A 24,329-nucleotide genomic window follows, 5' to 3' on the forward strand; every position below is an offset into this window, starting at 1 on the left:
ATAGAAACAATAACTTGCAGAGGGACGACCATGAGAATAGCCCAACCCGACAGCGCCGTCGAAACGGTGTCCGCAACCGTCGATGCCTTCCTGAAATCGCCCCAAATCCTCATCGGCGGGCAATCGTCAGGCGCGGCATCGGGCGCGACCTACCCGGTTGCCAACCCGGCAACGGGCGAAGTTCTGGCCCATGTGCCGTCCTGCGACGCCGCCGATGTGGACCGCGCCGTCAAGGCAGCCGCCGCCGCCTTTGAAGGCCCGTGGTCCAAAATGCTGCCGGTGCAGCGGCAGGCGCTGATGCTGAAACTGGCCGATCTGATCGAGGCGAACGGCGAGGAACTGGCGCAGCTTGAAACGCTGAACCAGGGCAAGTCGATCATGCTGTCACGTCTGATCGAAGTGCAGTTCTCGGCCGAATATTTCCGCTACATGGCGGGCGCCGCCACCAAGATCGAAGGCACGACGCTGGATGTCTCGATCGCCATTCCGCCGGGCATGCGCTATCAGGCCCACACCCGCAAGGAGCCGGTCGGCGTCGTCGCCGCCATCACGCCGTGGAACTTCCCGCTCAACATGGCCTCATGGAAGATCGCGCCAGCGCTCGCTGCCGGCTGCACCGTCGTGCTGAAGCCGGCAGAGGAAACACCGCTCACCTCGATCCGCCTTGTCGAACTCTGCCGCGAGGCCGGTTTCCCGGAAGGCGTCGTCAATGTCGTCACCGGCATGGGCGAAACGGCAGGCGCATCGCTCGTCGCCCATCCGGGCGTCGCCAAGATCACCTTTACCGGCTCGACCGAGACCGGCAAGCTGATCGGTGTCCAGGCCATGAAGGACATGAAGCGCGTAACGCTCGAACTCGGCGGCAAGGCCCCGATGATCATGTTCGACGACATGGATCTCGATCTCTTAGGCGCCGCCGCCGGCATCGGCGTCTTCTTCAACACCGGACAGACCTGCTGCGCCGGCACGCGCATCTATGCCCAGAAGGGCATTTACGAAAAGGCGCTGGAGGTCATCGCCAACGTGTCGCGCAGCCTCGCCATCGGTTCGGGTCTCAATCCCATGAACCAGATCAACCCGCTGGTTTCAGCCAAACATCAGTCCCATGTGAAAGCCTGCATTGCCCGCGGCATCGAAGACGGCGCAAAGCCTGTCATCAATGCCAGCGCACCGCACAAGGGCTTCTTCGTCGCCCCTGAACTCTTCACCGATGTCCGCCAGAACATGGCGCTCATGCAGGACGAGGTCTTCGGCCCCGTCGTAACGATCACGCCCTTCGAGGACCCTGACGAGGCCGTGCGTCTTGCCAACGACACCCGCTACGGCCTCGGTGCGTCGATCTGGACCAACGATCTCAACAAGGTCATGCGTTACGTGCCGAAGATCCAGGCCGGGACGGTCTGGGTCAACAGCCATAACATCCCCGACCAGAACATGCCCTTCGGCGGCTTCAAGCAATCCGGCATCGGCCGCGAACACGGCAGCCGAGCGCTGGAAAACTATCTGGAAACGAAGTCGGTCTGCATCGCCTATCGGTGAGGGATCGTTTGCAAAGGACGGAACGCAAAAGGGGCCGGTCGAGGTCGGCCCCTCTTTCAACGTCATGCCGACCGCCGAGCCGGCATCCCGCGCGATCAAGTTCTTGATCACGAAAGACTCCTTTCACGGTGCAGACGCGCCGTGGCTGGATACCGGCTCATGGCCGGTATGACGGAGTTTGAGATGCTCCGCCTCTCCCTTACGGCTTCATCAGCTCCGATTTCGACGGATAGTCGGACGCCCAGGTGGCGGGCAGCGGCGCGACGAAGACGTTTTCGGTTCGGGTCCGGGTGATCTTCCAGACCCCATCCGGCTCCTTGCGGAACGTGTTGTTGAGGCGCGAGGAGCGCAGCAGCGCCTTGCCGTCGGAGAAGAGCCAGGGCTGCATGTGCACCCATTGCCCATCGGCCGTCGTGCCGTTGGCATGGACGTGGATCTGTTCCGAGGTCAGGTAGTGGCAGTTGAGGATCAGCGCCGGATCGGTCTTGCCGCCCCAGAAGCCCTGGAAATGCTTGCGGATGGCGGCAGCACCCACGGCGCGGCCGAACTGGTTGTCGTAATATTCGCCAACGCCTTCCCATACCGCGTCTTCGGTGTAGAGCTGCATGATCAGTTCGATGCGCTCGGCGTCATCCGCGACGCCGAATTCCGGGTTCGGCGTATCACAAAGAAACATGTAGCGCGCCTGAATGCGGCGGATATCGGCCTCGGCTTCAAGCGTTTCGATGCGGCGCACGAGTGCCGCGATATCTGTCTCAAGGGTCATGGTGGTTATCCCGTTCACGGACGCTTCAGCCCGTCAGCGGGCGCGCCTTCCGCGAAAATCCTAGTCCCGGCATGACAAGCGTCAAGCGGTAATATTCACGTAATTTACCGGGCGACTGGAAAACACTTTCCCGGATTCTGCAAGAATGATCGCGCGGCAAGCGTGTTATGGATTTCTCTGCGCGCTCCCCTTCGTTGAGGCGGTGGCACGGGAAATTTGAGCATGACCAGTCATTCCATGAACGGTTCCGCCACCACGGCGGCGCCGCTTTTCGCGTTTTAAGTATTTGCTTTGATAGAATAATTTTCACATTTTTTAACTTCCTCAATTGACAGTCCTCAAACTTACGGTAATCTTCACGTAATAAATGGGGAACGGGCACAAGCCCGACTGTGCAATGTCAGAAGAAACCAGCCATCAAGACGCCTATGGCGCATTCGTGTCGAGAGTTGCGCTTGGCCCGCAAGACGGCCCTACGGTCGCGATCAAGGATTGCCTCGACATCGAAGGCATGGTGACGCGCTGCGGCTCGCAGGCGCTGGCCGATGCCGCGCCGGCAAGTGCACATGCCGATGTCGTCATGAACCTCCTCTCCGCCGGCTGTCGGATTGTCGGCAAGACGAAGATGCACGAGCTGGCCTATGGCGTGACCGGCCTCAACCGCTTCGAGGGAACGCCGGTCAATCCCGCCTTCCCGGATCGCATTCCCGGCGGCTCGTCATCGGGCTCCGCCGTCGCTGTCGCCGCCGGCCTCGTCGATTTCGCCATCGGCACGGATACGGGCGGCTCGATCCGCCAGCCGGCGATCTGCTGCGGCGTCATCGGCTTCAAGCCGACCTTCGGCCGCGTCAGCCGCAAGGGCGCGCTGCCTGCGCAGTCGTCGCTCGACTGCATCGGCCCCTTTGCCCGCACGCTTTCCATGATCGAGCGCGCCATGGGGGCCATCGACCCGAGCTTTCAGGCTGAGACATTCAACGGCCCGCTCCACATCGGCCGGCTGCTGCTTGACGATACCGTTGAGCCGCGCATGGCCGAAGCGATGCTGGCCGTCGAGGCGGGAGAAGACGGCGTGATCGAGGAGATCGACCTGCCGTTGCTTGCTGAGGCCTTCAAGGCCGGAATGACGATCATCGCCCGCGAAACGCTTGCCGCCAATGCCGCACTTCTCGAGCGTCCCGAACTGCTGGGCGAGGACGTGCGCAAGCGGCTTGAGGCTGCGCGAAGCGTGACCGATGCCGATATGGCGGCGGCGGAAGATATCCGCGCACGGTTCACGGCGGATGTCGATGCGCTGCTCGGCCGTTTCGACCTGCTCATGACGCCCGCCCTGCCCTTGCCGCCGCCGCTCCTGTCCGAGGCGGGCGAGCCGGCAAAAGTGCTGACGCTCACGCATTATCTGCGGCCGTTCAACCTTTCGGGCCACCCGGCCCTCGTGCTGCCGGCGGCAACGTCGGACGGCCTGCCTTCGGGCATCCAGCTTGTGGCGGTCAAGGGCGCGGATGCCCGGCTGATCGCCATGGCACGCCGGCTTGCCGAAACCAATCCGCTTTTCCAGATGGAGGAATAAGACGATGAACTATCATGCCCCTCCGGCCCCGGCCGCAGCGCTTGACGCGCTGAAACGCGAAATCAGCGCGCGCGCCGAGGAATTCCAGGCGCTGCGCCATATTCCGAAGGATATCGTGCGCCAGTTTCAGGCCATCGGTGTCTACCGCGCCTTCGTGCCGAAGCGCTTCGGTGGTGACGAACTGAGCCCGCAGGATTTCTGTCGCCTGGTCGAGGACATCTCCACGGCCGACGCCTCTGCCGGCTGGGTGGCAAGCTTCGGGGTCTCCGCGACCTATCTCGCAGCACTTCCGAAGGAAACCTATGCGGCGATCTACGGCGCAGACCCCAACACGGTCTTTGCCGGCGCCATGTTTCCGCCGCAGCCCGCCCGGCGTGTGGAAGGCGGCCTCGAAGTTTCCGGCCGCTGGCCCTGGGGCTCGGGCGTCATGGGGGCCGATATCGTCGGTGCCGGCATCAAGATCGAGGGCGAGAACAGCCCGCTTCCCCGCACCGCCGTTCTGCCGCGTGCCAAGGCAGGTGTTGACGAAAACTGGGACACTGTGGGGCTCCGCGCCACCGGCAGCCATGACATTGTCATCGACAAGGCCATCGTGCCCGAAGAATGGACCTTCATTCGCGGCGGCAAGCCGCAGCAGGACGACCTGATCTTCCGCTATCCGGCCATGGCGCTCGCCGCCCAGGTTCTCGCGGTCGTCGCGCTCGGCGCGGCCCGCTCTGCGCTCGACTGGGTACATACCAACGCGCTCGCCCGCGCCTCCGTCACCGGCGCACCGAGCCCGGCGGCCCGCGCCTATGTGCAGATCGACTATGCCAAGGCGGAAGGTCTTCTGATGGGTGCCCGCTCTGCCTACTACGATGCCATCGAAGAGGGCTGGCGGCAGATGCAGGTGAATGGCGAGGTCGACCGGCCGACGCTTATCCGCCTGCGCCATGCCGCCTCGAAGGCGGCGCAGGACGGTGCGGAAGCCGCACGCCTCGCCTTCGTCATGGGCGGATCCGAAGCCATGGCAACCGGCCATCCGCTCGGCCGCAAGATGATCGACGCGGCCTGTGTTGCCCAGCACGCCTTCATCAATTCGGGAAGCTGGCAGGCCGCAGGTGCGGCCCTCTTCGAACAGCAGACACCGCCCGGCTATCCGTGAACCATTTTCGACAAGGATCAAACTGATGTCAGAACCGACCCCCATCCGCACGCTTCTGTGCCTTGCCGTCCAGCCTGCCTTTTTCGATCTGCCCTTCGGCGAGATCGGCGGCGTCTGGAAAGCCACGCAGGCCTTCATGTCCGGCGTCGCCAAACTCGAAGGCGTGACCGTTCTCGGCACGCTGGACGATGACCAGACGCAGGTCGGCACATCGCCGTCCTTCCCGTGGACCTGGTACATGCTGTGCGACTTCCCCGACCGCCAGTCGGTGATTGCCGCCTGCAACCTGCTGCGCACGATCGTCGTCGACGACGCCGATCACCGCCTGTGGAAATACATGCGCGTGGAGGCCCGCATGGGCCGGGCGCTCACCATTCCCGAACTTTGAGACTTGAGAGGAGCAGCCATGTTGCATGCACAGGAGAAATTCAGCGATCTCGACGCGCTCTATTCGCCGGAATCGAAGGTCGCAACCTCGATGTACGAGAATGCCGATCTCTTTAACGAAGAGATGGAGCGCATCTTCAAGCGCACCTGGGTCTGGGTCGCCCATGACAGCGAACTCGCCGACAAGGGCTCGTTCAAACTGTCGAATGTCGGGCTGGAACCCGTCATCGTGGTGCGCGACCGCAAGGGCGATGTGAACGTGATGGTCAACCGGTGTCGCCACCGCGCCGCCACCGTCTGCGAGGTGAAGAAGGGCAAGACCTCGTCCTTCCAGTGCCCCTATCACGGCTGGGGCTACGGCCTCGACGGGTCGCTGCGCGGCCTGCCCTATCCGGAGCAATATGGCGAGGATTTCGACAAGGGCGCGCATGGCCTGAAGCGCCTTCGCACCGAGAGCTATAACGGCATGATCTTCGCCACCTTCAACGACGAGATCGAACCACTGGTCGATTTCCTCGGGACCGAAGTCTGCCGCTATATCGATCTCTTCATGAAGCAGGGCGGCGGCTTCCCGGTCAAGGTTCTGGGCGAGCACCAGTTCACCGTGCCGATGAACTGGAAGGTCCAGCTCGAAAACACCACCGACGCCTATCACTTCCCCGTCGTGCACAAGAGCTTCATGCAATCGCTCGACGGCGATGCGGAAGAGGCCTTCAAGTTCCTCGACACCGGCAAGGGCTATGTCGAGGATCTCGGCAACGGCCATTCCGTCATGGCGATGATCCCCGAGCGCATCGATCTGGATGAACATCTGGACGATCCAATGGAGGAGCGCTTCCTGCCGCTCGCCCAGGAACTGCGCGACGAAGGCTATCCGGAAGATCAGGTCAGGAAGATCGTGCGCGCCGTCGGCGGCGCGGGCTTCAACCTCAATCTCTTCCCCAACGTCTCCTTCTCGCTCGCCTTCTTCCGCGTGCTGACCCCGGTCAATGTCGAGCGCACGGACATCCGCCACATCGCGCTCGGAATGGAGGGCGGGCCGGCCGCCGCCAACCGGATGCGGCTTCGCCTGCACGAGCATTTCCAGGGACCGATGGGCTTCGGCTCGCCGGATGACGCCGAAGTGTGGGAGCGCGTGCAGCGTGGCACCAAGGGCGGCGAGGATCTGCCGATCCTCGTCAATCGCGGCCTGATCGACGAGACACCCGGCGCGCTCGGCCCCCGCGGACATGTCAGCGCCGAAACCGGCATGCGCGCCGCCTACAAGATGTGGAAGAGGATGATGTCGCTATGAACATGATGACCAGGATCGACGATCTGGCGTTGCTGCATAAGGTCAGCGCCTTTCTCTGGGCCGAGGCCGCCATTCTCGACGGCAAGGACTATGACGCGTGGCTCGCGCTCTGGCTGACGGAAGGTTTCTACACCCTGCCGATCGGCGAAGGCGAGGATTTCGACAACCAGCTGAACCTCTGCCACGACAACGACCGGATGCGGCGCGACCGCATCCAGCGCTTCCAGCAGGGCTTCTCGATCTCGTCCGCCCCGCCGGCCCGCACGGTGCGCACTGTCTCCCGCTTCGTCATCGACAGCGTCGAGGGCGATACGGTCACGGTTTCGAGCGCCGAGCATGTGATCGAGGACAAGTTCGGCCGCCAGCGCGCCTGGGCGGCGAACATGAAGCACACGCTCGTCGTTGCGGAAGACGGCTTCAGGATCCGCACCAAGGTGGTGCGGCTGCTCAACTCGGATGGGATGCTGAACTCGTTCAGCTATTTGTTCTGATGGCGGCCCCTCTTCCTGAAAAGATCCAAACCGCCGTGGTGACGGGCGGCGCACGCGGCCTTGGGGCCGAGATCGTGCGTGCGCTCCACCGTGCCGGCTTCCGGGTCGTGATCACCGATGTCGAGTCGGATGCGGGGGCTTACCTCGCCTCCGAGCTTGATCTCGCCGGCGAAACGGCGGTGACGGCAACGCTCGACGTCAACAAGCCTGAAGACTTCCAGGACGTTCTCGACAAGTCCGTCGAGCGCTGGGGTTCGGTGGAAGTGCTGGTCAACAATGCCGCGCGCACGGCCGTCAAGCCGGTGCTCGATATCGACCCGGCCGATTTCAACGCGATCCTCGCCACCAATGCCGGCGGCACATTCGCCGGCAGCCAGATCTTCGGCCGGCATTTCAAGGCGCGCGGCTATGGCCGCATCGTCAATCTCGCCTCGCTCGCGGGGCAGAATGGCGGCACGGCGACAGGTGCGCATTACGCCGCTTCGAAAGGCGCGATCCTGACGCTGACCAAGGTCTTTGCCCGCGATCTCGCCCCCTTCGGCGTGACCTGCAACGCGATTGCCCCCGGCCCCATGGACACGCCCATGGTCCGCTCGGTGATCACGCCCGACAAGATGGCGGCGGCACTCGCCAATATCCCGGTCGGCGAACTCGGCGATCCGGTCTTCGTCGCCGAACTGGTGGCGCTGCTGGCCGGGCCGAAAGCATCCTTCGTCAATGGCGCCTGCTGGGACGTCAATGGCGGCATCTATATGCGATGAGGTGAGAACGATGGCTACGAACACGCTGAAACTGAAAGTCGCCGAGCGCCTAGAAGAGCCCGGCAACATCCTGCGCCTGCGGCTCGTGGAAGCCTCGGGCACCACCCTCCCCGCCTTCGAGGCCGGTGCGCATCTCGATCTGCATCTGGTCGACGGCTTGACGGACCTGTGGCGGCAATACTCGCTCTGCTCCGATCCGGCGGGGCAAGGCTCATACGAGATCGGCGTGTTGCTCGACCCGAAATCGCGCGGCGGTTCGGTGGCGGTCCACAGACTGGCGGATGTCGGACGCACCTTCGAGGTCGAAGGCCCGCGCAACCACTTCCCGCTGGAGGAAACGGCCCGAACCTCCGTGCTTCTCGGCGGCGGCATCGGGATCACGCCGATGCTCGCCATGGCGCAGCGCCTGCATGCGCTGGGGCGCGATTTCGTGCTGCATTACTGCACGCGCTCGCAAAGTGTCACGGCATTCAAAGCGCTGATCGAGAACGCACCCTGGGCCGGCAAGGTCATCTTCCATTTCGACGATCAACCCGCCGACCAGCGGCTTGATCTGGCCCGCGACCTGCCGGCACCTTCGCCGGATACGCATCTCTATGTCTGTGGTCCGCAGGGCTTCATGGACTGGGTGATCAATACGGCAGAGGCCGCGGGCCACGCCAAGTCCCATGTTCACCGCGAATATTTCTCCGCCGAGGTCGATCAGTCCGGCGACGGCTTCGAGGTTGTCGCCAAGCGCTCCGGCGTCACGGTGCGCGTCGATGCGGGCAACACGATTGCCAAGGCGCTCGCCGCTGCCGGCGTGAAGATCGAGGTGAAATGCGAGGAAGGTGTCTGCGGCACCTGTGTCACCGATGTGCTGGAAGGCATACCCGACCACCGCGACATGTTCCTGACCGATGAAGAACGCGAGGACTGCACGATGATCTGTGCCTGCTGCTCGCGCGCTGCCACCCCCACTCTGGTACTGGATGTTTGATCATGACCCAAGAAGCCATGCCCCCCGTCCCTTCTCCGGAAGCGCTTGCCTTTCGCAACGGCATGAGCCGTCTCGGCGCGGCCGTCAACATCGTCACCACAGACGGCCCGTCAGGTCGTCACGGGCTCACGGTCTCGGCGGTCTGCTCCGTCACCGACCAGCCGCCGACGCTGCTCGTCTGCATCAACCGCAAGGCCTTTGCACATGACGCCTTTGTCGAAAACGGCACGGTCTGCGTCAACGTTCTGAGCCCGGCGCATCAGGACCTGTCGCGCGCCTTTGCCCGCTTTACCGGCGAGGATCGCTTCGCCACCACCGAATGGCATACGCGGGCAACGGGCGCGCCCGTCCTGGCTGACGCGGCCGTCGCCTTCGACTGCCGCATCGTCGATCAGCAGTCACGCGGCACGCATAGCGTCTTCTTCTGCGAGGTCGTCTCGACCGAGGTGGCCGAAGGCGAGGCCAACGGTCTCGTCTGGTTCGACCGCGCCTTCCACCCGCTGGAACCACATTGAAGGCCTTCGCTGTCTCACGCCCCTTCGAGCTGCAGAAAAACCTTTTCCAGAAGGCCGTTCAGCTGTGCCAACTCGTCCGGCGCGATGTTGACGAAGGACGAGGCGAACACATGGTCGGCTTCCTTGCGGGCGAGACGGCGTAAACGGTCACCTTCCGGTGTGAGGCAGACCTCGGTCACACGGCCGTCATTGGGCCGCACGCGGGTGACGACGAGGCCGTCAGCGATCATGCGCTGGACAATCTTCGTCACCGTGTTGAGCTTGATGACGGCATAGTCGGCGATTTCCGAAACGCTCAGATGCTCGTCCTCGTAAAGCGACATGAGGACGCGCCAGCGCGCCACGTCAAGGTCGAGCGGCTTCAGGCGGCGCTCCAGAGCCTGCACGTAACGCGCATTGACGCGGGACACCCAATAAAAGGGCCAGTCTTTCTTCATTCGCTTTTCTGCGATCACGCCGGCATGGCCGGCGGCATCGGAAGCTGGGTCATCGACCATGGGTTCTCTCGCCATCACGCATTCTAGAGTCTGTCCGGTTCAAATTGAACCGGACAGACTCTCGGTTCTTTTGTTTTCGTTTGTCTTTTCGGGAAAACCGGATTCCACTTTTCCCTGACAAACTCTAGGTTTCCGGAGCGGTTGGGCTGAAAATCAGACAACGCCCTAGGGTCACACCGGTCACGAAGGCGATAGTGGAAAAATCCGCTATTCGCAACTGCCAGCATCAGCAGGTACAGGCGCTTCGGATCTCCCGTGAAGAAGAAGGAGGCGCTTGAAAACCATCGGGATCAAGGCGTGAAAGACAGAAAACGCTAGGAAAATATCAAGTCGGAAAATAGCATTTTCACGTGAATTATCTTGTATAACGGTCCTTTGGCCACACCATGCGAGGCGCCCTTCGCGGCACCCATCGTCTGAACCCACCTGCCTCCGCGAAAGATATCAGCGTGTCGTCGAACGGAGCCTTCCGTCGCGCAGGAGTTCGCGGTGACGCACCTGGCTGCCCTTCAGGTGCGCCCGCATGGCCTCGCGCGCGGCCTCTTCGTCGCCGTTGGAAATCGCCAGCACGATCCTCTCATGCTCCTGATAGAGCTGCTTGTAATAGGCGATCTGCCGGTCGTGCTGCGCATCGGTGACAATCTCGGCCTGTGGAATGGCCGCGACGCCATGGGATCGCAGGAAGCTTGAAAATTGCGGATTGTTCGTCGCTTCGGCAATGGCCAGATGCAGCGCGAAATCGGCCTCGCGGATCGACTGCTCCGCCTCGATGCAGGCAAGAACGCGGGCGTGGCAGTCGAAAATATACTCCTCCTGCGATGGCGAGCGACGGAGTGCGGCAAGACACGCTGCTTCGATTTCCAGCGGCGTGCGGATTTCGAGAACTTCGAGAACGGAAGCCACACGATCGGAATCGATCCGTTCCGGGAGCGCGGAGGCGGCTGCCGACTTCAAGACATATACCCCGGAGCCCTGACGCGCATCGACCAGTTGGCCGGCCCGCAACGCTGCGATCGCCTCGCGCACCACGGTGCGGCTCACCCCGTAGGTTTCCGACAATTGCGCCTCGGTCGGCAGGCGACCGCCCGGTGCAAACGCGCCAGAGGCAATCGATTGGCGCAGATCGTTGATCAGACGCGACACCAGCGTGCCGTTTTTTCGCGGTTCGACCCTACCCTGCACGCCCACCATAACGATCCCCTGTTCCATCTTGCCTTAATTTATCATATATATTTTAAAATAGGTCTGTTGACTATCATTTTTTCACGCTTGCGCAAAGGTCTCGCAATCATCGCGTCCCCCAACCCGATCTGTGTCAGCGCTGGAAGGGCTCACGACTGGCGGCGAATATATATTCGATCAAAGATTTTCCGAGTCGGACAGCACGAAACTCGCTTCGTCAATTCAGACGTGGAATTGTACACTCGCAGTGCCTGCCCGCTCTCCCTGCGCTGCGCTGCATTTTCTTCTATCATACAAATTTAGGGCTAACCCTCCCACAGATTAGATTTGTTTTGCCAATTGATGGATGATACCCAAGATGTATATGATGTATTTTGGAATGGAAACACGTTGCAGGGGGTAGACCAAAGGCCCGCAGTGAGGGGGAGACAATTTACCCGGCGCCCTCAAAGCCCATTTTGAAGCGCATGGCGTTGCGCCAGCCGTCTTCACGCTGAAACCCAAGCCCTCCTCCGGGCCGCGACCGAACTGAAAGGACCAATCATGCTGACCGTCGAGACCCGCCACGCCATTCATCAGGACCATGCGAAGACCATGGACACGGACGCGCTGCGGAAGAATTTCCTCGCGACCGATCTTTTCCGTGACGGCGAAATCCGCCTCGTCTACACCCATTACGACCGCTTCGTGCTGGGTGGCGCCGTGCCGGCGGGCGGCGAGCTGGTGCTCGACAAGGTGGCTGAAACGCGCACCGCGACGTTTCTCGAACGCCGCGAGCTCGGCATCGTCAATATCGGCGCGACGGGCGAGGTTCGCGCCAATGGCGAAACCTATCCGATGGATCATGGCGATGTGCTCTATCTGGGACAGGGCAGCGGACCGGTGACGCTTGCAGGGAATGGCCGCTACTATCTCGTTTCGGCACCTGCCCACCGGCCTCTCCCCGCAAAACTCATCCGTCTGTCGGACTCGCGGCAGATGAAGACAGGTGCGATTGAGACCTCCAACAAGCGCACGATCAACCAGTTCATCCACCCGCTCGTGATGGAAAGCTGCCAGCTCGTGCTGGGCTACACAACGCTCGAAGACGGCTCGGTCTGGAACACCATGCCGGCGCATATCCACGACCGGCGCATGGAAGCCTATCTCTATTTCAACATGGCCCCGGAATCCCGCGTACTGCATCTCATGGGCGAACCGAAGGAGACGCGTCATCTGATAATCGCCAACGAAGAGGCCGCGATCTCGCCCCCGTGGTCGATCCATGCTGGCGCCGGGATTGGCGGTTACACGTTCATCTGGGCGATGGCCGGCGACAATGTCGATTATACAGACATGGACTTCGTGCAGCCTGCCGATCTGAAATAAAAACACGGGTGGCTCGCACCGGGGGATTTACGTTCGACAGCCATGGGCCGCTGGCGATGTCCTGGCCCGTGCCGACTGCCGGTCAATCAGACACGCTGATCGCTTTCCAGGAAGCGATATCCGACGCCTGGCTCGGTCCGGACAATGACGGGCTCAGCGGGGTTTCGCTCGATCTTCTGCCGAAGCTGCCCGATAAAAACACGCAGGTAATGAAGGTCCTCTTCATGTGCCGGCCCCCAGACGGACGTCAGCAGCGTCTTGTGGGTGACGACCCTGCCCGCGTGGCGCGCCAGTAGCACAAGGAGGTCGTATTCCTTGGGCGTCAGCTTTATGGCCGCGCCATTTCTGGCGACGATGCGTTTTGCCATGTCGATTTCGAGACCATCGATTTCAAATCGGGTGGCAGAAGCAGTCTCGCGGTTCTTGTGCCTGAGCGCGGTGCGGATGCGGGCGGTCAGTTCGCCAATGCCGAAGGGCTTTTCGATATAGTCGTCAGCGCCGAGATCGAGCGCTGCGATCTTCTCGCTTTCGCGATCGCGGGCGGAGAGGATGATGATCGGGATTTCCGACCATCCGCGAAGCTGGGCGATGACCTCCTTGCCGTCCATATCCGGCAAGCCGAGGTCGAGGATCAAAACGTCCGGGGCGGACGTCGCGACCGCCTTCAGCGCCTCCGCGCCCGTTCCGGCCTGCACCACGTCATAGCCGGCCGCGTTCAGCGCAGGCTTCAGGAAGCGCTGGATCTGCGGTTCGTCATCGACCACGAGAATGCGGTCCAGGCTCATGCGTCGTCCTTGCCTGTGGGTTTCAGCGGGAATTTCATGGTGATGCGGGTTCCGCGCTTTTTCAAGGCCGGACTTTCTGCCCTGATCGTGCCGCCCATCGCCTCGACGAAGCCGCGGGCGATGGAAAGACCGAGCCCGGTTCCGGGCGCACGCCCATCCGACTTGCCGCGTCGATAGAACTTTTCGAAGACGCGTTCCAGCTCTTCCGGCGGAATGCCCTTGCCAAGATCGGTGACGGAGATGATCACGGCCTCGCCATCACGGCGGGCATAGACATTGATCGGTTCCGTGCCACCATATTTGACGGCATTGTCGAGGAGATTGAACAGGACCTGTCCGAGAAGCACGCTGTCTGCCTCGATCAGCGGCAGGTCGCTCGCAAGCCCGGTCTCGATGCCACGGCCGGGGAAATATTTGCGGGCGCGCTCGACGGCGGTTCTGACCACATCGGCGACATCGACCCAGTCGCGGGTGAATTTCAGCGCGCCGGATTCGATGCGGCTCATATCCAGAAGGTTGGCGACGAAGCGCGAGAGACGGTCGCTTTCCTGTTCGATGGATTGCAGGAGATCGTCCCGGCTTTCCGGCTGCATCTTCTCGCCGAATTCGCGCAGGCTGCTGACCGCGCCGGTGATGGTGGCGAGCGGCGTTCTCAGGTCGTGCGAGATGGAGGAGAGCAGCGCATCGCGATAACGCTCGCCCTCAAGACGCGCGGCCTGATCGACGCTCTCCTGCGACAGCCGCGCGCGATCGATGGCCACCGCCGTCTGATCCAGAATGGCCGTCAGCATGCGCTCGTCGGTGGGGTTCAGCGTATCCTCGACAAGCTCGATGCCGCAGACGCCAACGACGCCATGCGGGCTCATCAGCGGGCGAAAATGGAAATGGCTGTTCGGCAGCGTGCCGGTGCCACGGCCGGCATGTTCGCGCTTTTCATGCGCCCAGCGCGCGGCGGTGAGATCGGCAACGCCGGGCTCCGTATCCGGCGGCCATGCGGCCAGCGTCTTCAGATCGCCCTCGACGGGCAGAAGCAGAAGCACGTTCTTCTTGAGGCCCGACTGAAGCTGCGTGACCGCGGCCCAGAGCACTTCCTCGACATTGGCCGTGCCGGAGAGCTTGCGCGAGAAATCGTAGAGCGCCTGCATGGCGATGGCGCGGCTGCGCGCGGCCTTCGCCTGTTCCCGGCTTCGGGCGGCCAGACTGCCTGTCAATACCGCCGCACCGAGATAGGCAATCAGCGCGAAGACTTCATAGGGTTCGGCGACCGTCAGCGTGTAGCGCGGCTCGATGAAGAGGAAATTGTAGGCGAGCGTCGAAAGCGCCGAAGCCAGCAGTGCGGAGGTCAGGCCGCCATAGATGGCTGCGACTAGAACGCCCATCAGAAAGATGATGGAGAGGTTCGGCAGATGGATGAAACGGTCGATGATCTCGCCGACAAGGCTTGCGGCCACAACGGCACCGACGCCGATGACGACGTTCATGCGCAGCGAGGCAAGATCGAGCTGCTTACGCGGCTTCTTGCGTGGTTCAGGCGCCTTGTCGGATGTCACGACATGGAGCGCCAGCCCGCTGACGCGCGCCGTCAGCGCATCCTGAAGCGACTGCCGCCGCCAGAAGGCCCAACCGCGCTTCGGACCGGACCCGATGACGATCTGGGTCGCATGTTCGCTGGCTGCGAATTTCAGGATTTCCTCGACATAATCGTTGCCGGCAATTCGCTTGACCTCGCCGCCCAGCTCTTCGGCGAGACGCAACACCTTTTCCAATTGGCGGACGGCCGCCGCATCGTCACGCTCTCGGTCGGTGCGCTCGACATGGACAGCCACCCAAGGGGCATTCAGCCCCGAGGCCAGTCGGCCCGCGGCCCGCACCACGATTTCCGAGAGCGGGTCGGCACCTACGCAGACGATCAGCCGCTCGCCGCTCGCCCAGGGGCCTTCGATGGCGTTCTGTTTCAGGTAGTCGACGATCTGGTCGTCCACCCGGTCGGCGGTGCGGCGCAACGCCAGTTCGCGCAAGGCCGTGAGATTGCCGATACGGAAGAAGCGGTCCACGGCGCGGTTGGCGCTTTCGGGCAGATAAACCTTGCCCTCCTTCAGCCGCTCGATGAGTTCGGCGGGCGGCAGGTCGACCAGCAGCATTTCGTCAGCATGGCTCAAGACACTGTCCGGCACGCGCTCGCGGATGGTGACGCCGGTGATCTGGGTCACGAGGTCCGACAAGCTCTCGACATGCTGAATATTGAGCGCCGTCCAGACGTTGATGCCCGCGTCCAGCAGGTCGTCGATGTCCTGATAGCGCTTTGGGTGCAGGCTGCCTTCCGGGTTGGAATGGGCAAGCTCGTCCACGATGATGACGGCCGGCCGGCGGGCAAGGGCGGCGTCGAGGTCGAATTCATGCAGGATGCGGCCGCGATAGTCGATCTCGCGGCGGGGCAGGATGTCAAGGCCTTCGAGAAGTGAGGCGGTCTCGCTGCGGCCATGGGTCTCGACCAGGCCTACGATGATATCGGTTCCGGCATCGCGCAGGCGGCGCGCGCGCTGGAGCATGGCATAGGTCTTGCCGACACCGGGAGCAGCACCCAGAAAAATCGTCAGCTTGCCCCTGCGGTCTTTCTCCGCAAGGGCAAGCAGCGCGTCCGGATCCGGACGTTTGATCTGTTCCTGGCCGTTACCTGCCATGCGTCTCGTCAGCTCTTGAGGGCGTCGAGCGCCATATTGAGCGATAGCACGTTAACATGCGGTTCGCCGATGAAGCCGAAGAGCCGATTTTCGATTTGGGCGTTGACCAGATCGCTGACCTTGCCCGTCTCGATGCCACGCGCCTTGGCAACCCGGTCGATCTGCGCCAAAGCATAGGCCGGTGTGATGTCCGGGTCGAGGCCGGAACCGGAGGCTGTGACGGCATCGGCCGGGATCGGCGTGGAGATGCCGGTCTTCTTCAGCTTGTCGACGTCGCCGGCGACACGGTCCTTGAGCTTGGCGGCGGTCGGGCCGAGGTTCGAACCGCCCGAAGCAGTCGGATCGTAGGGGTTCGGCGAGGTCGCTGACGGGCGCGGCCAGAAATAACGGTCGCTGGCGAAGTTCTGCCCGATCAGGGCCGAGCCCACGATCTGACCGTCCTTGGCGAGGAGGCTGCCGTCCGCCTTGGCAGGGGCGGCGACCTTGGCGACACCGGTCATGGCGTAGGGATAGGCGACGCCGGTGATGATGGTCATGAGAATGACCAGGGAGAATGCGGGGCGAAGATGTTTCAGCATGGGATCATACCAGATGCAGGAAGACGACCGCGAGGTCGATGAGCTTGATGCCGGCAAACGGCAGCACGAGACCGCCGAGGCCGTAGATGAGGAGGTTGCGACGCAGAAGCGTGGCGGCGCCTGCCGGACGATAGGACACGCCCTTCAGTGCCAGCGGGATCAGCGCGATGATGATCAGCGCGTTGAAGATCACGGCCGACAGGATGGCTGACTTGGGCGAACCGAGCGCCATGATGTTGAGCGCCGCCAGCTGCGGATAGGTCACCACGAAGAGTGCCGGGATGATCGCGAAATATTTCGCGACGTCGTTGGCGATCGAGAAGGTGGTGAGCGCGCCGCGCGTCATCAGGAGCTGCTTGCCGATTTCCACGATCTCGATGAGCTTGGTCGGGCTGGAATCGAGGTCCACCATGTTGGCGGCTTCGCGGGCGGCCTGCGTGCCGGTCTGCATGGCCACGCCGACATCGGCCTGGGCCAGCGCCGGGGCGTCATTGGTGCCGTCGCCGCACATGGCGACCAGTCGTCCGCCGCGCTGCTGGTCGCGGATGTAGGCAAGCTTGTCCTCGGGCTTGGCTTCGGCGAGGAAGTCGTCGACGCCGGCTTCCGAGGCGATGGCTGCGGCAGTCACGGGGTTGTCGCCCGTCACCATGACGGTGCGGATACCCATGGCGCGCAGTTCCGCGAACCGTTCCTTGATGCCCGGCTTGACGATGTCCTTGAGGTGGATGACGCCGAGGAGCTTGTTGCCGGAGGCGACTGCCAGCGGCGTACCGCCGGAGCGGGCAACCTTGTCGACCGCCTGTCGGAAGGCCGGCGGGCATTCGGCTTCGGTGAGGCCGGTGAAGTTGCGCACAGAATCCACCGCACCCTTGCGGAGGCGACGGCCACCGATATCGCAGCCCGACAGGCGGGTTTCGGCGGCGAAGGGCACGACGAGGTCGGGCGTGATATCGGGCGTGGCGACGCCATAGGTGCCGTTGGCCAGCGCCACGATGGAGCGGCCTTCCGGCGTATCGTCGCCAAGGCTGGCGAGCAGGGCGGCTTCCGCCAGTTCGTGGGCGTCTACGCCGGGCACGCTCAGGAATTCGGAAGCCATGCGGTTGCCGAAGGTGATCGTGCCGGTCTTGTCGAGAAGGAGCGTATCGACGTCGCCGGCGGCTTCCACCGCACGGCCCGAGGTGGCGACCACGTTGAAGCGCAGCAGACGGTCCATGCCGGCAATGCCGATGGCCGAGAGCAACCCGCCGATGGTCGTCGGGATCAGCGTGACGAGGAGGGCGGCAAGAACCGTGACCGACACCAGCGTGCCGGAATAGCCGGCGAGACCCCAGGTCGAGACGACGACGATCAGGAAGACCAGCGTCAGGCCCGACAGCAGGATCGACAGCGCGATCTCGTTCGGCGTTTTCTGGCGTTCGGCCCCTTCGATCAGCGCGATCATGCGGTCGACGAAGCTCGAGCCCGGCTGGACTGTGATCTTGACCTTGATCCAGTCGGACAGAACCTGCGTGCCGCCGGTGACGGCCGAGCGGTCGCCGCCGGATTCGCGGATCACGGGGGCGGATTCGCCGGTAATCGCACTTTCATTGACCGAGGCGATGCCTTCGATGACTTCGCCGTCGCCGGGGATGAGTTCGCCCGCCTCGACAATGACGATATCGCCGAGCTTCAGCAGCGTTGCGGCGATCTTTTCCTCGCGCCCGTCTTTGAGACGACGGGCGACGAGTTCGGATTTGGTCTTCTTCAGGCTTTCGGCCTGCGCGCGGCCACGGCCTTCGGCCACGGCTTCGGCGAAGGTGGCGAAGAGCACGGTGAACCAGAGCCAGGCGGCGATCTGGCCGGAGAAGACGGCCTCGCCACTGCCCGCGATCAGATCGCGGATGAAGATGGCCGACACGAAGGCGGCGACCACTTCGGTGACGAAGATGACCGGGTTGCGGATCAGCTGACGCGGGTCGAGCTTGATGAAGGCGTCCTTGATGGCCGGGAACACGATGCTCGGGTCAAGAAGGGCCGGGGATGATGTTTTTGACATGTCTTTTGACCTTTAGAACGTCTGGCCGGCCATCATGGCGAAGTGTTCGACAATGGGCCCAAGCGCCAGCGACGGGAAAAATTGCAGTCCGCCGAGGATCAGGATGATGCCGATGAGAAGACCGGCAAAGAGGGGCGTGTCGGTGGGGAAGGTGCCCTTGGAAGAGGGGATCTTCTGCTTGGCGGCCAGCGAACCGGCAATGGCCATGACCGGAACGACATAGCCGAAGCGGCCGATCAGCATGGAGATGCCGAGCGTGGTGTTGTACCAGACGGTGTTGCCGCTCAAGCCCGCCATGGCCGAGCCGTTATTGCCGGCTGCGGACGTGTAGGCATAGAGGATTTCCGACAGGCCATGCGGGCCGGGCGTGCCGATGGCGGCGACGGCGGCAGGCAGGACAGCCGAGACGGCGGAGAAGCCGAGAATGACCAGCGGCAGGATGAGGACCGCCAGCATCGCGAACTTCATCTCGCGGCTTTCGATCTTCTTGCCGAGGAATTCCGGCGTACGGCCGACCATGAGGCCTGCAACGAACACCGAGAGAACGGCAAAGACAACAAGGCCGTAAAGACCGGAGCCGACGCCGCCCGGAAGCACTTCACCCAGATGGATGAGGAACATCGGGACGAGACCGCCAAGGCCGGTATAGGAGCCGATCATGCTGTTGACGCCACCATCCGAAAGGCCGGTCGTGACTGCGGTATAGAGTGCCGATGTGGCCTGGCCGAAGCGGACTTCCTTGCCTTCCATGTTGCCCATGGACGGATCGAGACCGAGCGAGGTCAGGATCGGGTTGCCGGCTGTTTCCGCCCAATAGGTGATGCCGATACCGGCGACCAGCAGAATGGCAATTGCGCTGATGAGAACCCAGCCCTGCTTGCGGTTGCCCGCCATCTGGCCGAACATGTAGACCATGGCGGCCGAGATCGACAGCATGGCGAAAATGTTGATGTAGTTGGCAATGGCGTTCGGGTTTTCAAACGGATGCGCGGCATTGGCGTTATAGAAGCCACCGCCATTGGTGCCGAGCTGCTTGATGGCTTCCTGGCTCGCGACCGGGCCAAGCGTAATGACCTGCTTGGCGCCTTCCAGCGTCGTGGCTGTCACCGAGCCGTCCATGGTCTGGGGCAGGCCGAGGAAGATGAAGCCGATTGCCACGATGATCGACAGCGGCAGGAGGACGTAAAGCGTCGCGCGCGTTGTATCGACCCAAAAATTGCCGACCGTTTCGGCCTTGGAACGGACAAAGGCGCGCGTGACGGCGATGGCAAGCGCCATGCCGGTGGCGGCAGAGAGGAAGTTCTGAACGGCAAGACCGGCCATCTGGGTGAAGTTGCTCATCACCGCTTCGCCGGAATAGTTCTGCCAGTTGGTGTTGGTGACGAAGCTGGCGGAGGTGTTGAAGGCGAGGTCGCTCGGCACAGCGCCAAAGCCCTGCGGGTTGACCGGCAGCCAGGCTTGCAAACGCATGATCGCGTAAAGCACCACAAAGCCGGCGACCGAGAAGGCCAGCATGGCCAGCGTATAGCCGAGCCAGCCCTGTTCCCTGTCGCGGTCGATGCCGGAAAGCTTGTAGATGCCGGTCTCAAGTGGCTTGAGCACGGGGGAGAGGAATGTCTTCTCGCCCGAGAAGACCTTGGCCATGTAGAGGCCGAGCGGTTTGATGGCAGCCAGCACGAGAGCCAGCAGAAAGCCGATCTGAACCCATCCGATAAGTGTCATGGTAATTCTCCCCGACCTTCAGAATTTTTCCGGTCGCAGCAAGGTGGCGACCAGATAGACGGCGAGAGCGACGGCAATGATAAAGCCGATGACGGGAATGATCATGGCGAGCCTCAAAGACGCTGGAGGCTACGCGCATAGACGGCCAGCACGAGGAACGTGCCGATGCCGAGCGCGAGAAAGATAATGTCGGACATGTCCGGACTCCTGTTGTTACAGGTCCGGATTTTATGTCCTGATCAGGTCAGGTTTCGATTGGGAAGGTGTCAGGGCGGCATAAGGAAAAGATAAAGACGGAGGTCGTCGATCTGTCGAGCGATAACCCTCCCCTCACCACCAGTTCTGCCGGGCGAGATCGGAGAGCATCGTATCGAATGTGGCAAGCTCCTGATCGGACACTTCGTGTCCGCGATCCGGCAGGATGTCGCAGCGCAATTTGGCCCGCGCACGCGAGAGGGCCTCGACGGCGCTCGCGGTCGCATCTGCGGGAATCCACGGGTCCCGGTCCGAGCCGGTCAGATAGACCGGCAAGCGATCGAGATCGGCAAACGGCCGGTCGCAGGCCGGCGTGCCGACACGGCAGCCGGTGAAACTCACCATGGCACCGTGCCACGGTCCATGCCGCATGGCATATTCGAGCGCCAGACAGGCACCCTGGCTGAAGCCGCCGATGACAAGCGGTTTGGGATGCGGATCGTCGCCTGAAAGCCCGAGTGTCAGGTCGCGGATATGACTGACGGCCTGCTCCAGTTCGCGGCGCGTCCCGTCGGTCAGCGGCTCGACGGCGCGTGCCGCATACCAGCTGTTGCCGTTGGCGCGGGGCAGAACGAAAGCCACGCCCTTTGCCTTGAGCCTCGAGATCACCTGCTCCTGCATGTCCTCGGGCGTTTGCGTGCGCCCGTGGATGAAGATGCAGTGAACGAGGGCCTCCTCGGGGCTGGCGCCGAGGAGGAGCGGTTCATGATGGGCCATCATCGGTCCGGCTCAGAAATTCGCAGGCTCAAGCCCGGCGATCAGTTCCTGCTTGCGGTCCTCGAACCAAGGCGGGAAGACCAGCGTCGTGCCGATCTGGTCGGCCGGCTCGTCGAGCGCCCAGCCGCCTTCGACCGACCAGGCGATCTCGAACAGCGCGCCGCCCGGCGAGCGGACATAGCAGGACTTGAAGTAGTTGCGGTCCTTCTGGTCGGAGACGTCGGTAAAGCCGAGACCTTCTATATGTGCCTTGAGCTTGAGCTGGTTTTCCTCGTTCAGCGTGTTGAGCGCGAGGTGATGGATCGTGCCGCCGGCGAGCGTCCATGTGCCTTGCGGACCGCTCGCTTCATGCAGGATTTCCACCATGCTGCTCGGACCGCTGGCATTCGGCACGGAGAACATCAGACCCTCGTGATTGTCGGCTTCCTTCTTCATCGACAGGCCGATGGACAGGAAATCGTCCATGGAGGTGCGGTCGAAGACTGCAATCGCCGCACCATAGATACCCTTGATGCCGTGCTCGGCGGTGACGCCCTGTGCCGCGTTAACAATCGGCGGGCGGCTATCTGCCGGGCTTTCGACGAGTTCATGCGGGATGCCGCAAGGGTGTTTCAGCGCAACGCGGGTAATGCCGAAGCGCTCGATCTTCTCAGCCGCGATCCCCTTGCCGTTCAGCCGGTCGACCCAATAATCGGCCGCGCCGACCGGAATGGCCTGCTGGATGATCTTCGACTGATTGGTGCCGCGGCGGCCATAGACGGCCGGCTTGCGGAACGGGAATGTCGTGATGATGGTCGAGGCATCGCCGTTCCGCGATCCATAATAGAGATGGTAGACCGGGATCACGCCATCGAACAGGACGGTGCGCTTCACGGAATAAAGGCCAAGGGCCTTGGTGTAGAAATCGTAGTCTTCCTGGACGCCGTCGGTGCTGAGCGTCAGGTGATGATAGCCGCTGACAAGAGCCATGGTGTTTTCCTCCCAAACAGATCGAAAGCCCGGATGCGGTTCCTCCGCCGTGATCATCCGCAGCCACTGGCGATGCCACCTGGGCATCGTCCGTGATCACCCTGACTATAGCCGATGCAATTGCCTGTTGATTTAGAATGTTCATATAAGATATAGCAAATTGCTATGAAGATTGTGGAAGCGCATCTCGTCCAGCTCGCCGCCGTCATCGAGACGGGCGGCGTCACCGAAGCGGCCGCCATGCTGGGCATGACGCAGTCGGCGGTTTCGCGCACCCTGTCGGTTCTGGAGAGTCGCATCGGCGAACCGCTCTTCGTGTCCGGCCGCCGCCCTATGCAGCCGACGCCATTGGGCGAACAGCTGGGGCTTCAGGGCAAGTCCATTCTCGCCTCGTCGCGCAAGGCGATGGAGATCATCCGCAGCTTCAAATCGGGGTCTTCGGGCCGGGTGCGCATCGGCGGCGTTCCGTTTTTCATGGATGCGGCCGTGTCGCAGATGATCGCCTCGTTCCAGCGCAGCGAGCCGGGCATCATGGTGCACCAGTCCTACGGCAACTATCCCGATCTCGTGGCGGAACTCGATTCCGGGCAGATCGATCTTGCGGTGACACCAACGGGCGCTGTCGATCTGCGCGCCGACCTGCATTTCGAGCCGATCCTGCCGGCGCGGAACATTCTTGCCTGCAGTGCGGGCCATCCTTTGCTGAGAAAGCGCAACATCGCGACGGGCGACCTTCTGAGCTATCCCTGGGTAACCCCCCTGCCCGGCTCTCCGCTGGTGCTCGACCTCAACAATATTTTGCTGACACTTGGACTTGAGGAAGTGAGCCTGCGCTATGCGGGCGGTTCGCTGCTGAGCGTGGTGAACTATCTGGCAGGCACCGATGCACTCGCCATCCTGCCCCATTCGGTGGCCTATGCATTCCGTGGAGAAAACAAGATCAGCGTCATTCCGCTGGATATTCCCCAGCCGGAACGCGTTCTCGGCATCATGACGCGCAAGAAGCCCTATTCGAACCCGGCAGGGCGCAAATTCCTCGGCCATCTGCGCCGGGAATTTTCTGAGCTTCGCCGTGCCGTCGAAAAACACGAAACGACAATCAACTGGCTGCCAGGACCCTTCATGGGCGACCGCAAGACGGCCGCTGAAGGGTCCAGCTAGCGCAAACATGGGCCGAGACCGGCGACGGCCTCGGCCCATGTTTCATTCAGGCGGCCTTGTGCCCGGCCAGCACGAAGTCATGCTTGACCTGCCAGAAGTCATCGGAAAAGCCGTAGTCCTTGGCACGCACCGGATCGTGCACCCGGTCAAACCGGGCGAGCAGGCTTTCTTTCACGCCAAAGACCGCATCCGAATGGATATAGGGATCGTCGGGATCGAAGATATGCGTGGTCAGGGTCTCGAAGCCGTCGGCGCTGATGATGTAGTGCAGATGCGCAGGCCGGAAGGGATGACGACCGAGCGCACCGAGCAGTTGTCCAACCGGCCCGTCGTCGGGGATCGGATAATATTTCGGCTTCACGGCGCGGAACCAGTAATGACCGTCCGGGCCGGTGCGGAAGATGCCGCGCAGGTTGAAGTCGGGCTGGATGCCCTTCTGCTGCACGTCATAGAAGCCCTCGTCATTGGCCTGCCAGACGTCGATCACGGCATTTGCGATCGGCTTGCCCGAGGTGTCGAGGATGCGGCCCTCGATCACCATGTCCTCACCCTTGCTGTCGAGGCAGATATTGGCGCCCATCGGCAGTTCCGGCGCATCGGCAACGTGGAAGGGACCCAGAACCGTGCTTTCGGACGCACCGGAGGGTTTGCGGTTGTTGATCGCATCGACGAGCATCGAGACGCCGAGCACGTCCGACAACAGGATATATTCCTGCCGCCATTCATTGCACATCTGGCCGGTGCGGGTGAGGAACAGGATGGCCTGCATCCATTCGTCCTGCGTCGGCTCCAGTTCCTTAACCGCCTCGTGCAGCTTGCGGGTGATGACTTCCATCACCTGCTTCAGCCGTTCGTCCTTCGTGCCGGCATTGCGGCCGGTCACCACTTCAACCGAATTCTCCTCGGTGAAATAGCCCTTTTCATACGCTTCCATAA

23 protein-coding genes are annotated in these 24,329 nt (G+C 62.5%); 11 read left to right on the plus strand and 12 right to left on the minus strand.

Annotation, left to right across the window (positions count from 1 at the left end; translation table 11 throughout):
• The first annotated feature begins 30 nt into the window (after window positions 1-30).
• Complete coding sequence (locus ABID16_RS12320; protein ID WP_354556649.1) at window positions 31-1,539, plus strand: aldehyde dehydrogenase family protein; 1,509 nt, start codon at window positions 31-33, stop codon at window positions 1,537-1,539.
• A 199-nt stretch (window positions 1,540-1,738) separates the two neighbouring features.
• Here the strand turns inward: ABID16_RS12320 and ABID16_RS12325 are convergent, their stop codons facing one another.
• Window positions 1,739-2,305 (minus strand): nuclear transport factor 2 family protein, encoded by a 567-nt coding sequence (locus ABID16_RS12325; RefSeq protein WP_354556650.1) that lies wholly within the window; start codon window positions 2,303-2,305, stop codon window positions 1,739-1,741.
• A 397-nt stretch (window positions 2,306-2,702) separates the two neighbouring features.
• Here ABID16_RS12325 and ABID16_RS12330 point away from each other — a divergent pair, with 397 nt between their 5' ends.
• The 8 genes from ABID16_RS12330 to ABID16_RS12365 are packed head-to-tail and all read left to right on the plus strand — an operon-like array spanning window position 2,703 to window position 9,443.
• On the plus strand, window positions 2,703-3,872 hold the full coding sequence (locus ABID16_RS12330; RefSeq protein ID WP_354556651.1) for an amidase: 1,170 nt from the start codon (window positions 2,703-2,705) through the stop codon (window positions 3,870-3,872).
• A gap of 4 nt (window positions 3,873-3,876) precedes the next feature.
• Window positions 3,877-5,016: an acyl-CoA dehydrogenase family protein gene (locus ABID16_RS12335; protein ID WP_354556652.1), complete on the plus strand. Its 1,140-nt coding sequence runs from the start codon at window positions 3,877-3,879 to the stop codon at window positions 5,014-5,016.
• Between the two features lie 25 nt (window positions 5,017-5,041).
• On the plus strand, window positions 5,042-5,404 hold the full coding sequence (locus ABID16_RS12340; protein ID WP_354556653.1) for a hypothetical protein: 363 nt from the start codon (window positions 5,042-5,044) through the stop codon (window positions 5,402-5,404).
• Between the two features lie 18 nt (window positions 5,405-5,422).
• Window positions 5,423-6,697: an aromatic ring-hydroxylating oxygenase subunit alpha gene (locus tag ABID16_RS12345; RefSeq protein ID WP_354556654.1), complete on the plus strand. Its 1,275-nt coding sequence runs from the start codon at window positions 5,423-5,425 to the stop codon at window positions 6,695-6,697.
• Window positions 6,694-7,188, plus strand: a complete 495-nt coding sequence (locus ABID16_RS12350) for an aromatic-ring-hydroxylating dioxygenase subunit beta (RefSeq protein WP_354556655.1) — start codon at window positions 6,694-6,696, stop codon at window positions 7,186-7,188. The genes ABID16_RS12345 and ABID16_RS12350 overlap by 4 nt, the downstream gene beginning before the upstream one ends.
• Window positions 7,188-7,949: an SDR family NAD(P)-dependent oxidoreductase gene (locus ABID16_RS12355; RefSeq protein ID WP_354556656.1), complete on the plus strand. Its 762-nt coding sequence runs from the start codon at window positions 7,188-7,190 to the stop codon at window positions 7,947-7,949. Before ABID16_RS12350 ends, ABID16_RS12355 begins: the two co-directional genes overlap by 1 nt.
• Window positions 7,950-7,959: 10 nt before the next feature.
• The gene (locus ABID16_RS12360) at window positions 7,960-8,928 is read left to right on the plus strand and encodes a PDR/VanB family oxidoreductase (RefSeq protein WP_354556657.1); all 969 of its coding nucleotides are present in this window, start codon (window positions 7,960-7,962) and stop codon (window positions 8,926-8,928) included.
• Window positions 8,929-8,930: 2 nt separating this feature from the next.
• A complete protein-coding gene (locus tag ABID16_RS12365) occupies window positions 8,931-9,443 on the plus strand; it encodes a flavin reductase (RefSeq protein WP_354556658.1) in 513 nt (170 codons plus the stop codon).
• 14 nt (window positions 9,444-9,457) lie between these two features.
• Here the strand turns inward: ABID16_RS12365 and ABID16_RS12370 are convergent, their stop codons facing one another.
• The gene (locus ABID16_RS12370) at window positions 9,458-9,940 is read right to left on the minus strand and encodes a MarR family winged helix-turn-helix transcriptional regulator (protein ID WP_354556659.1); all 483 of its coding nucleotides are present in this window, start codon (window positions 9,938-9,940) and stop codon (window positions 9,458-9,460) included.
• Between the two features lie 444 nt (window positions 9,941-10,384).
• A complete protein-coding gene (locus ABID16_RS12375) occupies window positions 10,385-11,131 on the minus strand; it encodes a FadR/GntR family transcriptional regulator (protein WP_354556660.1) in 747 nt (248 codons plus the stop codon).
• A 534-nt stretch (window positions 11,132-11,665) separates the two neighbouring features.
• On the opposite strand from ABID16_RS12375, the gene kduI reads away from it, so the two are divergent.
• Window positions 11,666-12,490 (plus strand): 5-dehydro-4-deoxy-D-glucuronate isomerase, encoded by an 825-nt coding sequence (gene kduI / locus ABID16_RS12380; protein WP_354556661.1) that lies wholly within the window; start codon window positions 11,666-11,668, stop codon window positions 12,488-12,490.
• A gap of 86 nt (window positions 12,491-12,576) precedes the next feature.
• Here the strand turns inward: kduI and ABID16_RS12385 are convergent, their stop codons facing one another.
• The 8 genes from ABID16_RS12385 to ABID16_RS12420 form a co-directional block, all read right to left on the minus strand.
• Window positions 12,577-13,275 carry a response regulator gene (locus ABID16_RS12385; RefSeq protein ID WP_354556662.1) on the minus strand — a complete coding sequence of 233 codons (699 nt, stop codon included), beginning with the start codon at window positions 13,273-13,275 and terminating at the stop codon, window positions 12,577-12,579.
• A complete protein-coding gene (locus ABID16_RS12390; RefSeq protein WP_354556663.1) occupies window positions 13,272-15,956 on the minus strand; it encodes an ATP-binding protein in 2,685 nt (894 codons plus the stop codon). The genes ABID16_RS12385 and ABID16_RS12390 overlap by 4 nt, the downstream gene beginning before the upstream one ends.
• 8 nt (window positions 15,957-15,964) lie before the next feature.
• A complete protein-coding gene (gene kdpC, locus ABID16_RS12395; protein WP_354556664.1) occupies window positions 15,965-16,534 on the minus strand; it encodes a potassium-transporting ATPase subunit KdpC in 570 nt (189 codons plus the stop codon).
• 4 nt (window positions 16,535-16,538) lie between these two features.
• Window positions 16,539-18,569: a potassium-transporting ATPase subunit KdpB gene (kdpB, locus tag ABID16_RS12400; RefSeq protein WP_354556665.1), complete on the minus strand. Its 2,031-nt coding sequence runs from the start codon at window positions 18,567-18,569 to the stop codon at window positions 16,539-16,541.
• Between the two features lie 12 nt (window positions 18,570-18,581).
• Window positions 18,582-20,291 carry a potassium-transporting ATPase subunit KdpA gene (kdpA, locus tag ABID16_RS12405; RefSeq protein ID WP_354556666.1) on the minus strand — a complete coding sequence of 570 codons (1,710 nt, stop codon included), beginning with the start codon at window positions 20,289-20,291 and terminating at the stop codon, window positions 18,582-18,584.
• Between the two features lie 18 nt (window positions 20,292-20,309).
• On the minus strand, window positions 20,310-20,396 hold the full coding sequence (gene kdpF, locus ABID16_RS12410; RefSeq protein WP_109854265.1) for a K(+)-transporting ATPase subunit F: 87 nt from the start codon (window positions 20,394-20,396) through the stop codon (window positions 20,310-20,312).
• A 225-nt stretch (window positions 20,397-20,621) separates the two neighbouring features.
• Window positions 20,622-21,266 (minus strand): alpha/beta hydrolase, encoded by a 645-nt coding sequence (locus ABID16_RS12415; RefSeq protein ID WP_354556667.1) that lies wholly within the window; start codon window positions 21,264-21,266, stop codon window positions 20,622-20,624.
• 9 nt (window positions 21,267-21,275) lie between these two features.
• Window positions 21,276-22,232: a VOC family protein gene (locus ABID16_RS12420; RefSeq protein WP_354556668.1), complete on the minus strand. Its 957-nt coding sequence runs from the start codon at window positions 22,230-22,232 to the stop codon at window positions 21,276-21,278.
• Between the two features lie 165 nt (window positions 22,233-22,397).
• Between ABID16_RS12420 and ABID16_RS12425 the strand changes: the two genes are divergently transcribed.
• On the plus strand, window positions 22,398-23,393 hold the full coding sequence (locus ABID16_RS12425; protein WP_354556669.1) for a LysR family transcriptional regulator: 996 nt from the start codon (window positions 22,398-22,400) through the stop codon (window positions 23,391-23,393).
• Between the two features lie 46 nt (window positions 23,394-23,439).
• On the opposite strand, the gene ABID16_RS12430 is transcribed toward ABID16_RS12425, so the two are convergent.
• Window positions 23,440-24,327 (minus strand): intradiol ring-cleavage dioxygenase, encoded by an 888-nt coding sequence (locus ABID16_RS12430; protein ID WP_354556670.1) that lies wholly within the window; start codon window positions 24,325-24,327, stop codon window positions 23,440-23,442.
• Between the last annotated feature and the right edge of the window lie 2 nt (window positions 24,328-24,329).

The organism is Limnomicrobium aquaticum (assembly GCF_040545545.1).
GTDB lineage: Bacteria > Pseudomonadota > Alphaproteobacteria > Rhizobiales > Rhizobiaceae > Ensifer_A > Ensifer_A aquaticum.